Genomic DNA, 11165 nt, shown 5'->3' with positions numbered 1-11165 from the left:
CTACGAGTCCAGAAACCCCACCGTCACCCTCGCCGCATGACCATCCCAAACACCCGCACACCAGGCACCACGTCCTTGACGAAGGACATAGAGACCCCCCCCGAGCGGGCCCCGGTGTTGCGAACCCTCCTGGGCTGATGACGGCCGGCTGCTGTGCCCACCCAGGAGGCCGATCCCTCTACGCACCGTTGCGAACCCTCCTGGGCTGATGACGGCCCGGCGCGCGCCCGCGCCGGAGGCAAGCCCCAGCACCGTTGCGAACCCTCCTGGGCTGATGACGGCCCGACGGTAAAGCCGCAGGTCAGCGCCCCTCCAATACGACGCTTCAGTGGCGTTTCTGCAGCAGTCCGTCGGTAGTGCATCGGTGCAGGTCAAAGCGGTTCAGAGGATGTCGCCGGGGCCACCCAGGTCAACGCCGAGGGTGCTGGATTCGATCATGTCGGGGGATCTGGCGGCGTACGTGACAATGCTGTCGTAGTCCGGGTCAATGGTGGCCTTCAGGGCGGCCATCAGCGCGCGGTACTGCGCTGTGCTGAGTTCGCCCTGGAAGACGCTGCGCTGAGTCCAGTGGAGGTACTTACGGCAGGTCTTGAGGACCTTGGGATTGCGTTCGACGGCGGTGTCGTAGACGAGGATCACGAAGATTGCCGCTCACCACCAAGGCCGGAAAGGCTTGTAGGGCTTGTCCTCCAGGCACATACGGACGATCTTGAGGGCCTCCAGGTGGATGAGTTCCTCGTAACTGACCTTGCGCTTGAGAGTGCGGTGGTGGACGGTCGTCGCCAGTTCTTCCTTGACGAGGGCCGCGACCTTCTTGCGGCCGTCCTTGCTGAGGGAGGCGCGGGCGACGTCGGTTTCGAAGTCGGAGGGCTTCAGCTTCTTCTGAGCCGCGGCTCGTTTCAGGAGCCGCTCGGCGAAGAGAGGCTTGAAGGGCTCGGCCAGGTCCAAGGCGAGAGTGTTGCGACGGCGGTCCGTGTCCGCGTGGAGGAAACCGATCGCCGGGTGCAGGGGCGTGGTGCGCAGGGCGGTGAGGACGCGGGCGTAGACGAGGGTGTTGAGGTAGCTGACGAAGGCATTGCCGGCGTTGGTCGGTGGGCGGCGGGTGCGGCCGTTGAGGCGGAGCCAGGTCGGTAGCTGGGTGTCGAGGACGGCCCAGGCGGTGCGGCGGAAGTTGCCCTCTTGTCCCATGATCGCGTCGCTGTCACCGCAGTCGGGCAGGGCGGTGCGCAGGGACTGGAGGGCCCCGTCGAGGAGGTCGGTGTCCAGTGCCCACCGCAGGTTCTCCGCTGTGGCGAGCACGAGGGCGCGGCCGGTCGCTGCGCGATGGTCGGGGTCTGCGGTGATCTCCACTTGTCGGCGTACGACGCTGGCCGACGACATGGATTCCGAGGGGCTGAAGTGCCCGGCGTGGTTGCCGTAGTGGTCCAGGACGTGGAGTGCGACGCCGTTGCGGCTCAGAAGTGAGAGAGCCGAGGTGTTGATGTCGACGTGGTCGAAGGTGACCAGGTCGCGGATGTCGGTGATGGGGATACGGACCGGGTTGCCGTCGGCTCGCTCGATGCGGACGCTGTTGTCCTCGCGGCGGATGCGGCAGGGTTCGGTCAGCCAGTAGGTACGGCCGACGGCGGGCATCAGTCTCCCCAGCAGTAGTCGAGGTATGAGCAGCCGCGGCAGTTGGCGCGGGTGAGGCGGGTCGGTGGTTCACCGGCTGCGATGGTGGCGCGGGCCTGGGCCTCGGATGCTTCGGCCTCGGCGCGGGCGTCGCTGTCCCAGGGAACCTCGGTGGTACGGCGGACCAGGGGGTAGTGGATGATGCCGCCGCGTACGGCCACACCTCGGCGCTCAAGCAGGAGGCAGTAGTGGCGCACCTGCGCGGCGTGGGCGGGCGAGGGCGCGCGCGAGGACTTGGTTTCGTGGACGACGGCTCCGGTGGTGACCCAGTCGATCTTCGCTTCGCCGAGGTCGATGTCCCGGCGGCGGGTGAAGGTCGTGTCATCAATGACCTCGCCGAAGGCGACGAGGTCACTGCGCTGCTCGGGCCGGTAGCCACGTACGTAGAGCCAGAGCTGACGCGGGCAGTGGTGAAGGTATTTGATGTGGACGCCACCGAGCTGCGCGTCCTCGTCTCCCGGCCCATTGACCGAGCCGGCGGAGGCGCTCACAGGATGGTCTCCGGTTCCAGCGGTGGCTTCAGTCCTGTGGTTGCGTCGTACACGCCGTCGATCACACGAACCCCCAGATTCCGTTCGTCCTGCGGGTTGTACGTCTTGAGTTGGCCGTACCGGAGCGGGATGAGCAGGCCTGCCGCGCGCAGTGGGTGGCCTTCGGGGCCGGTGGTGAGCTCGCGGTATTCCTCGACGTCCTCGCGGAGCAGCACCTCGACGCTGTCGAACTGTTCGCTCAGTTTGTCGGCGAACTCGGAGCGGTCGTGGAACGGATCGGTGAAGGTGAGGAAGGTGGCCGCGAAGTCGTCCCGCGCCCGGCGGGCCCTCGCTTCCCACGTCCTGCCCCAGTCGGTGTCGTAGGCGAGGTGGAGAAGCCGTTCGATGTCCTCTTCGCTGAGGGTTTCGCGGCCTTCCGCGGCGAGTGTGGTCAGGGCTTCCCAGGAGGCGGCGACAGCGGCGTCGTCGTACGGTCGGCCGGCTTCCGTACGGTGAACTCGGAATTGGACGGGCCCTGCGGGGTGCCGGCCTCGGCGGTTGACGCGGCCCGCGCGCTGAGCCACCGCTTCGATGGGGGCGTTCTCCACCGCCCCTCGGTCGAAGTCCAGTTGCAGCGAGACTTCGACCGTCTGCGTGGCGACGGTGAGTCCACCGCGGCGGGAACGACTGCCCGCGACGCGTTCGGGGTGCCGTCGCAGCAGGTTCTTCTCGATGGCGTCCCGGTCGCGGTTCTTGAAGCGGGAGTGCAGGAGCAGGGCGGCGTGCGGGTCGTCGGGCAGACAGGCGCGGGCGTTGTCGGCCAGTTCCTCGTACAGGGCCTGCGCGGAGGCCACCGTATTGACGACCGCGAGGACGCTGTGGCCTTCGTCGAGCCAGGTGCGCAGGCGTTCGACGCTCTCCGGGTCGGTGAGGGGGTTCTCGTCCAGGACGAGGCGGTGGCGGACCGGGCTGGTGCCCCGAGGTGCACGGTGACAGGTCACCGGCTGGGTCAGGCTCTCCTCGATGAGGGTGGTCATCGCCGGGGCCAGCGTGGCGGAGAGGACGGCGACCCGGCTGCCGAGCCGCTCCCACAGTCCCATGGCGGCGCAGATTCGTCCGAAGGTCTCGGGTTCGTAGGCGTGGAGTTCGTCCAGGACGAAGACCGAGTTGGTCTGTTCCAGGAGTACGGAGGAGTAGACGGGGCCGGCGATGGCGCCTCGGAGTAGTTGGTGTGGAGTGGCGACGCGCAGGCGCTGGGTGAACAGGCGCATGGCACCGGCTCGCGCCCGCGCCTGGCGGGCCATCGCGGCGGTCGGTTCGGCGCTCAGAGGCGTGCTGCCGTCGGGGCATTCGTCTTCCGCCGCCTCACCGAGAAGCGTGTGGGCGACGGTGCCGTGGAGGAGCCCGATGTCTGCGGTGTCCTCTCCCGGGGCCGGGGTCAGGTCGCGTTGCAGCCTTCTCCGTGCCGCGTTGAGGGAGGCGCGGTACGGCAGGGTCCAGACGACGCGGGGCAGGCCGGGCATCGTACGCAACTGCTGCCCGGCCCAGGACAGTCCGGCCTCCGTCTTGCCGCTACCGGTGGGAGCGATGAGGACAAGGTGCCCCTCGGCGTCGGCGGCCTGCCGCTGGTGCGGGTAGGGCTGGTAGGGGAGCCGATGGATGTAGTCGGTGGGCAGTGGCATGTGGGTCTGGAGGCGTTCGTGTGCGGACCCGGCGTGGTCGGCGAGGGTGAGCGCGCCCTGGGCGAGGGCGGCGAGCAGTCCTCGGTCGGCTGCGACCGGCTGCCGCCAGGCGTCGAGCAGTTCGTCGAGGACGAGCCGTGCGCGGTCGGCCACCGTGGGCCCGCCACTGGGCAGGGAGGGTGGATCCGTGTGCAGGGCGCCGGAGAACCAGGCGAGGAGTTCCCGGTGGAGCCCCCGGGTGACCTGAATCTGAGGGTCACCGTTCGGGCGTGGTGTGCGAGTGAAGGCTTCGTCCCACCGCGTACGGAAGTTGTACTGCTGAGAGAGGCTCTGTTTTCCCTTGGCCGCGCCGGAGGCCGCCGCGTGCAGAGCCCGATGATGGGTCGCGACGAGCGTGGCGATCATCAGCCGGTCCTCGTCCGTCCAGCCGGTGACCGTTGCCAGAAGGTCGACGTAGGCCAGAGAGAGCACTTCATGGCGCTGCCCCCAGAACGTGCCGCCCGGCAGCAACTGCTGCTGGAAGCCTTCGGCGACCTTGCCGGCGTCGTGGAGCAGGGCCGCAGTCCGTACGCGGGTCCAGAAAGCGGGTTCCGTCGCGAGGAGCCCGGCCGTGGCCATGCGGTGTTCGATCTGCGCCACCGTGTCGTGGACGATGCGCGAGTGCGTCGTCAGTCGTTCGGGGTCGTGCTTGGGCACGGACTTGGCGCGGACATCGGTGAGGGCACGCAGCGCGGGCCTCGGGGTCAGGGGGCGAGCAGCCATACCGCCTGCCCCGAGTCGTCCTCGTACGCGTCGCGCACCGGGTGTGCCCCCGTGGGGGCGTCACACCACAGGTAGTCGGACCACGCGGTGGAGAGCCGGTCGATGGACACGCTCGCCGCCATACGGTGCACGGTCGCCTGGCGCACGTCGTGGCCGCCCGTCGGCGCCAGCGCGTGATCGACGGTGGCCGTGGTCGCCGGACGCAGGGTGGTACGCACAAGGTGCAGCGGGTGGACAAGGTCCTGGGACCGTCCCAGGCGCAAGGGCCAGCGGGGGCGGCGGAGTGCTTGCGCGATGCGGTCGCCGTCGGTGCCGGGCAGCCACACCGTAAGACGTACATGCGCGAGGAAGGGGCGGTCGCGGATCGTCATGCCTCCCTTGACGGCGCGCACGCGGCCGGAGACCGCCGGGTTGGAGCCGTCTGCGGAGATGGGGTGATACGTCTCGGCGTCCACACCGCCGCCTTCGGCACAAGCGGCCATGCCGAAGGCCAGGGGTTCGCTCCGCTCCCCGGTGGCGGCGGCCAGAAGGCCCCGTACGGTCGAGGGCGGGGGCAGCGGAAGGCCGCGGCTGAGTCCAGGGAAGAGCGGATCGCGGAACGAGGCGACAGGGGCCCAGAAAACCGCCCTCCACGCTGTACGGAGCGCTGTTCGGGATGTGTCCGGCACGGAGATCACCGGGTGGTGTCGTCGAACCAGCCGTCCAGCCGGCCGTCCCGCAGTTCGGCCGCCAGATTGCGCAGGATCGTTCGGGGGTGGTCGATGACGATGGTCCCGTCCTCGATCTCCTGGGCACACTCCTTCACGAAGTCCTCCCGCAGAAGGTCCCGGAAACCGGGCCGCCAGCCGATCCGGACCGGGGCCTCCCACTCACCGTCCCACGCCTTCAGCTCCTCGCGCAGCACCTCACCGCGTACTCGCAGGCCGGTCCCTTCCTCGCCGTCCACGCAGTGCGCCAGCGGGTTGATGCCTCCCTTGAAAGGGACCATCACCAGCAGGGCCGGTACACGGTCTCCGTAGTGCAGAGCCTGTTTGGCACCACCGCTCAGGTGCGCGAGTGCCTCCAGGAGGAGTGCCGCGCGGTTACGGCGTTCCGCGATCGGCAGCCGTACGGCCGGCTGATCGCGGAAGGTGAGCGAGGAGGCACCGGCCTGCGCGGCTTCGGCGACCTGCATGGCCTCTTCCTGGTTGAGATAGTTCGGGCGGCCGGCGCCTGCGGCATCGGGGAGGGTGAACGTGCCGATCCTCGGCAGATCCAAGAGGAACGGGGCGGCCAGATCGGCGGTGTAGAACTCGTGCCCGTGCAGGACCGGCTCGGACACCCCGCGCGACATGACACCGAAGTCCTCGGTCGGGTAGGCAGGTTCGACCGACATGAGGGTGCCCAGCATGAAGGGGCTGTCCCGCAGAGTCGTGGCCTCACCCTCTTTCTTCGCGCCCGCCTTCATGTAGCCGAACAGGTCGTCGTCGGCGTAACGCACGGGGTTCGCTTCGGTGTTGGCCTTCTGCGCCTTATTCTGCGCCTTGCCCACCCGACTCACCGGCGAGGGCACCGAGCCGAGTTCGACCATCCCGTCCCGGGTCCAGCGCCGTACCGCCTGGGCCGAGATGTACGGGTAGTGCCTGCCACGGATCCGGGCGTACTTGACCCTGGCCTTCGTATCCTCACCCTTGCCGTTGTTGGGCGCTCCCGCCTCGACGGCCAGAACCATCTTCCCTGCCAGGTAGGTCATTACGCCGCTCCCCTGTCGTCGTCATCGTTCACGCCGTCATCGTTCACGCCGTCGTCGCGCATGCTGTTGCCGTCGCCCTGGCCGAGCATCGGCTGCTGCAGTTGATGCTCGATGCGGGCCTCATCGTCCGGATCCACCGGTCGTTCATTTACTGCCACGCCCCGTTCCTGAAGAAGCTGAAGCACGGTGGCGAAAAGCAGCATGCGCTGCTCCCAGGCGCGGGGACGCTGCTGGATCAATGATCGCCAGTCCTCGGGCCGGGCCGATACCGCACGACCGTCAAGGGCCAGTCGCGAATGCGCCTGCATCAGTAGGGCACCGAGCTTGTAGTCGCTCAGTGCTACGTTCCGGTACTCCGCGAATCGCCCGCGGGGCGCGCCGTTGGCGTACTCGATCCAGTCGGCGATCACCGTCGCCACCGGCTTCAGGTCCGGGTCCGAGTTCATGCCCAGAATCTCCTCGGCGTAGATGAAGGCGAGCCGCGTCAGGGCCGCTCGGTTTCGCAGGCTCCAGGACTTCTCCGGCTCGTCCAGAAGCTGGTGGAGCTGTGACAGCAGCGACCGGCTACGGCCGTCCTCGGCCTCGAACAGCAGCCGGGCTGCCTCGGCGGGCCCGCTCGTCACCAGTTGTCCGTCCTTGTCCCGGCGGGTGAGGGCCAGCTCCAGCAACCGCCATGCGCGGCGAGGTTCGGCGTTGCCCTCCACCGTCGCCAGAAAGGCGGGCACCGCACGACGCGTCCTTGTCACTCGCAGCCAGGGTTCCTGGTTGTCGTTTTTGAAGCTCCACAGTGTGGCGGCGGCCGGGAGATCCGGACCCAGTACCTTCAACGCCCGCAGGACCACTGCCTCGGGCCGGGCAACTGCTCCGAGCCCGCCGAAACCGAGCTGCATGATCCGCTTGGCGCGCAGCACATTGCGCGCCGAGAACTCACGCTCCGCCGCGTCCTGTTCGCAGGAGAGCACTGTCGCCGACCCGGCGGTGACCCACGCGCCGTAGGGCAAGGCCCAGGCGGCGATACGGCAGCCACGGCAGATCGGCCAGCCCGCGACGCCGGGCGGCAACGTGTTGAGGGCCTTGTTGGTGTCGTACATCGGCAGATTCGACTTCGTCCACACCACAGCGGCGGGCACTCCGCAGAAGGTGCACGGCCACGTCGGGGAGCCCGGTGCGTCGGGGACGAACAGTGCGACGATTTCCGGCAGCAGGGCGGCGCGATCGCGGGGGCGTTTGCTATGGGTCGCCTTGGAGTTGGGGTAGAGCGCGAAGAGGACCTTCCACCAGTCGTACGCCGCCGAGTCCTTCGGTGCCAAGGCGGCCACAATCACATCCTCGATCAGACGAGCGGCCACCATGTCCAGGTCGGCTTCGGTGACCTCCTGCGGGGTCGCCCGGTCGGCCAGCACCGCGACCGCCCAGGCTCCCGTGCGCTGAATCGGGTGACTCGTCGCGGACAGCGCCGGCGTGTCGGTGGCGAATCTACTCACCGGATCCATCCGAATCCCTGCACCGTGTCCAGCCCGAGGCCCCAGGACCGTAACGCGTCCACGAACCGGGCATCAGCCTCCATGCCCACCCGCACCTGCGCCCCGATACGCGGCGCTCCCCGCACCGTGAACCGCCGACGAGGTCCCGCCTCCAGCACACGTAACCCGCTCGGTGCCGGAAGCCCCAGGATGTCCGCCTTATGCGCGAGATTGTGCTGAAGCCGCGCGACGTAATGGTCGTCTCCCGGAAGGAGATAACGGCTCTCATGCTTGACCACGACCGGAGTCGCGGTCGCCAGCTCCACCGGACCGTCCGCTACCGGAGCACCGACGTCGACGGTGAAGCCCCGCATCTTCAACCGCGCCGGTCCCCACACAATCTCGGTACGGGAAGCGAGTGCCGCCACCAGAACTGCCGCGATCTCCGGTACCGGCGACCCCAGCCAGACCGACCCCTCCGTCGATGTCGTATACACACCGCGCTTCCTCGGCGCGCCCTTGAACTGAGGCGCGGTCAAGCCCAACGGCTTGAGCGGCTGCCCCTTCCATCCCTCGTCGTGCAACGACCGTGCCAGAGCCGCGTCCTGACTCCCGAGCAGCTCGTACATGACAGCGCGCGCCGGCCCGTGCACGTGCTCCCAGCCCATGCTCGGAACATCGGCGTCGATGTCCACCCTGACCCGCACAACACCCCCAAAGACGCTACAGAACAACGGCGTTACACCACCCTGATCAATCGATAGGGGGGCGGCAACAGGAAGGTAGCGGATCAGACGGATAGAAGTGTCGATGACCCGTTAATACCCCTGAAGCATCATCAAATGTGCTATAGGGGATTTTCGCCAGGACTCAGCGGTCGTCCTATGTAACTCAGTCACTCAGAGCCGTAAGCTAGCGGGCACCACTGACAGCCGCCCCGAGGCAAGCCTCGCGCCGATGTCCTACGACGCTCTGACCTGCGCTGATGCATTACCGCCGGATCGCTGCAAAATGAGGGGTGCGGCGCCGGACGAAGGCACTGATGACCAGCGGCTTTACCGTCGGGTCGTCATCACCCCTGGAGGGGTCGCAACCCGTGAACGAGACGGCCTGCCGGGCCGGCCAGCCCGGTCGTCATCACCCCTGGAGGGGTCGCAACCACAGGGAGTGCCTTTCCTACGGGTTCCTGTGTGGGCGTCGTCATCACCCCTGGAGGGGTCGCAACTCGCGCCGCAGGTCCCGGCTCTCATCTCGCAGTCCCGTCGTCATCACCCCTGGAGGGGTCGCAACGTGATGACCGGCGGCCGGCCGCCGTGCTTGCCCTTGTCGTCATCACCCCTGGAGGGGTCGCAACGTGAGTGGCAGGGTGGCGGCGTACGCGACGCACCGGTCGTCATCACCCCTGGAGGGGTCGCAACGCGGGCCTGAACCTTCCAGGCGCTCCGCTCACTGCGTCGTCATCACCCCTGGAGGGGTCGCAACGCGCTCTTGCGCTGCGCGGTCGCGTACGAGGCCACGCGTCGTCATCACCCCTGGAGGGGTCGCAACCGGAGCACGGAGGGGGCGAGGAAGGGCCTCAGGCGGGCGCGTCGTCATCACCCCTGGAGGGGTCGCAACCCTGTAACGCCTTTATGTGCGCCACGACGGCGGCCTGTCGTCATCACCCCTGGAGGGGTCGCAACATCAGGGACGTGGACATCGACGTCCGCGTCGATGCCGTCGTCATCACCCCTGGAGGGTCGCAACGACGCGGCTTGCGACGCAGTGAGCGGCAGCAGCTCCAGTCGTCATCACCCCTGGAGGGGTCGCAACTGCTGGCCGCTGGAGCACGTTGGCCAGGCTCTGGCCCGTCGTCATCACCCCTGGAGGGGTCGCAACACGACGCCCGCGGCGCCGGGGTCCGCTGGGATCAGGTGTCGTCATCACCCCTGGAGGGGTCGCAACAGGACCTGGTCGAGGTGCGGACGAAGCGTCAGGAGTCGTCATCACCCCTGGAGGGGTCGCAACTTGAGCTTGGCGGTGATGGCCCGGATGCTCAGTCCCGTCGTCATCACCCCTGGAGGGGTCGCAACCCGCGCTTGCCCTCGGTCGCGGGCAGCTCGTAGGCACGTCGTCATCACCCCTGGAGGGGTCGCAACGGTGGGCTCCTGATCGTGGGTGGGGTGAGTCCAAGGTCGTCATCACCCCTGGAGGGGTCGCAACACTGCCGTACGAGCAGCCACGGCCCCGGCCACCCCGGTCGTCATCACCCCTGGAGGGGTCGCAACCGCTGCTGGGCTCCGTACAGGGCGGTACCGCCGGGGTCGTCATCACCCCTGGAGGGGTCGCAACGGGCGGCTGGAGCGTTCAGCATGATGCCGCGCCGGGGTCGTCATCACCCCTGGAGGGGTCGCAACGTCAGCGTCTGAGGGCGCACGCCTGACCGACAGCGAGTCGTCATCACCCCTGGAGGGGTCGCAACGGTGCCCATGGGCTGCTCGATGGCAGACAGGACGTCGTCGTCATCACCCCTGGAGGGGTCGCAACATGGCCCAGGCCGGCCGACCGCGTACCGGCTGTCCGGTCGTCATCACCCCTGGAGGGGTCGCAACAGGCTGCCGGGCGGCAGCCAGGGCGGGGGGTTGGGTCGTCATCACCCCTGGAGGGGTCGCAACCCGACGATGTACTTCTGTCCCATCGGCAGAAGCTTGGTCGTCATCACCCCTGGAGGGGTCGCAGCAACGCCGCCCAGTTACCGGCCGCGTCCTCCCGCATGTCGTCACCACCCCTGGAGGGGTCGCAACCAGACCGGCCGGGCGTTCCCCCAGCCCACCATCATCACGTCGTCATCAACCTGGAGAGGCCACGATTGATGGGAGGCGATACGGATCCCCTCCGCCGTCGCAGCCCGCCCTGCCCAGGTGACGGAGGGCACATCCAGGGCACATGAGCCCGGGAAACGGCGTTGACCCGTGAGAACTGGCGGGATCAGTTTCCCCAGGTCGACGCACGTCTCACCGAGCTCCCTCCCCACTCGCTGCACGAGTGGCAGGACTTCTCGCACCGGCTGCACGAGGCGGGGCATCAGCCGTACTGCCTGGTGTGGCCCTGACGAGGTCGTGGTCCGCGTGGCGGCTGATCGAGTTCCATCGCTGACGTCTCGTCAATGCCCCGGGCGGCCGGTCATCATTGCCGCCGAACCGGTGCCGTCCGTGTGACGCGCGGCCTACGATGGGTGACGGGGCGGCGGAGACCGTCGTCCGCCCCGTCGATCGGGAGTCGCACCATGCCGTTACCGCTGGATGCCGAGGACGGTCACCAGCCGGACTATCCGCCCCGGACTCCGCCTCCGCCGAGGCGGCCCGTGCAGCCGCCGCGCCCCACGGCGGGCGTCGCCACGACGCAG

General features: G+C 68.4%; 9 protein-coding genes and 1 CRISPR repeat array. Of the genes, 1 reads left to right on the top strand and 8 read right to left on the bottom strand.

The annotated features are described in order from the left end of the window. Nucleotides 1-381 precede the first annotated feature (381 nt). From cas2 to cas6, 8 genes are read right to left on the bottom strand one after another with little or no spacing between them, the layout of a single operon-like run. A complete protein-coding gene (gene cas2, locus ACIQD6_RS33910) occupies nt 382-639 on the bottom strand; it encodes a CRISPR-associated endonuclease Cas2 (RefSeq protein WP_401890258.1) in 258 nt (85 codons plus the stop codon). A 12-nt stretch (nt 640-651) separates the two neighbouring features. Beyond that, the gene (gene cas1b / locus ACIQD6_RS33905; RefSeq protein WP_401890255.1) at nt 652-1632 is read right to left on the bottom strand and encodes a type I-B CRISPR-associated endonuclease Cas1b; all 981 of its coding nucleotides are present in this window, start codon (nt 1630-1632) and stop codon (nt 652-654) included. Then, on the bottom strand, nt 1632-2162 hold the full coding sequence (locus ACIQD6_RS33900) for a CRISPR-associated protein Cas4 (RefSeq protein ID WP_401890252.1): 531 nt from the start codon (nt 2160-2162) through the stop codon (nt 1632-1634). Before ACIQD6_RS33900 ends, cas1b begins: the two co-directional genes overlap by 1 nt. Further along, on the bottom strand, nt 2159-4585 hold the full coding sequence (cas3, locus tag ACIQD6_RS33895) for a CRISPR-associated helicase Cas3' (RefSeq protein ID WP_401890250.1): 2427 nt from the start codon (nt 4583-4585) through the stop codon (nt 2159-2161). The genes ACIQD6_RS33900 and cas3 overlap by 4 nt, the downstream gene beginning before the upstream one ends. Then, nucleotides 4567-5253 (bottom strand): CRISPR-associated protein Cas5, encoded by a 687-nt coding sequence (cas5, locus tag ACIQD6_RS33890; protein WP_401890247.1) that lies wholly within the window; start codon nt 5251-5253, stop codon nt 4567-4569. The genes cas3 and cas5 overlap by 19 nt, the downstream gene beginning before the upstream one ends. A gap of 5 nt (nt 5254-5258) precedes the next feature. Beyond that, nucleotides 5259-6317, bottom strand: a complete 1059-nt coding sequence (gene cas7i / locus ACIQD6_RS33885; protein WP_401890245.1) for a type I-B CRISPR-associated protein Cas7/Cst2/DevR — start codon at nt 6315-6317, stop codon at nt 5259-5261. Beyond that, nucleotides 6317-7801, bottom strand: coding sequence for a hypothetical protein (locus ACIQD6_RS33880; RefSeq protein ID WP_401890243.1), 1485 nt, complete (start codon nt 7799-7801; stop codon nt 6317-6319). The genes cas7i and ACIQD6_RS33880 overlap by 1 nt, the downstream gene beginning before the upstream one ends. Then, the gene (gene cas6, locus ACIQD6_RS33875) at nt 7798-8448 is read right to left on the bottom strand and encodes a CRISPR-associated endoribonuclease Cas6 (protein WP_401890241.1); all 651 of its coding nucleotides are present in this window, start codon (nt 8446-8448) and stop codon (nt 7798-7800) included. Before cas6 ends, ACIQD6_RS33880 begins: the two co-directional genes overlap by 4 nt. Before the next feature lie 397 nt (nt 8449-8845). Then, nucleotides 8846-10563: a CRISPR direct-repeat array (repeat unit 29 nt; unit sequence GTCGTCATCACCCCTGGAGGGGTCGCAAC). Between the two features lie 161 nt (nt 10564-10724). On the opposite strand from cas6, the gene ACIQD6_RS33870 reads away from it, so the two are divergent. Further along, nucleotides 10725-10871 carry a hypothetical protein gene (locus ACIQD6_RS33870; protein WP_401890270.1) on the top strand — a complete coding sequence of 49 codons (147 nt, stop codon included), beginning with the start codon at nt 10725-10727 and terminating at the stop codon, nt 10869-10871. Nucleotides 10872-11165: the final 294 nt, after the last annotated feature.

This window comes from Streptomyces sp. NPDC088400 (assembly GCF_044753355.1).
In the GTDB taxonomy this organism is placed as follows: Bacteria; Actinomycetota; Actinomycetes; order Streptomycetales; family Streptomycetaceae; genus Streptomyces.
Note: the sequence above shows the minus strand (reverse complement) of the source record. Positions and strands in the feature narration are given on the sequence as shown.

What these genes read in the sequence shown, in the direction of transcription:
- cas1b (WP_401890255.1), bottom strand. Translation starts at nt 1,632, where the DNA reads ATGCCCGCCGTCGGCCGTACCTACTGGCTGACCGAACCCTGCCGCATC.
- cas3 (WP_401890250.1), bottom strand. Translation starts at nt 4,585, where the DNA reads ATGGCTGCTCGCCCCCTGACCCCGAGGCCCGCGCTGCGTGCCCTCACC.
- cas7i (WP_401890245.1), bottom strand. Translation starts at nt 6,317, where the DNA reads ATGACCTACCTGGCAGGGAAGATGGTTCTGGCCGTCGAGGCGGGAGCG.
- cas6 (WP_401890241.1), bottom strand. Translation starts at nt 8,448, where the DNA reads ATGGGCTGGGAGCACGTGCACGGGCCGGCGCGCGCTGTCATGTACGAG.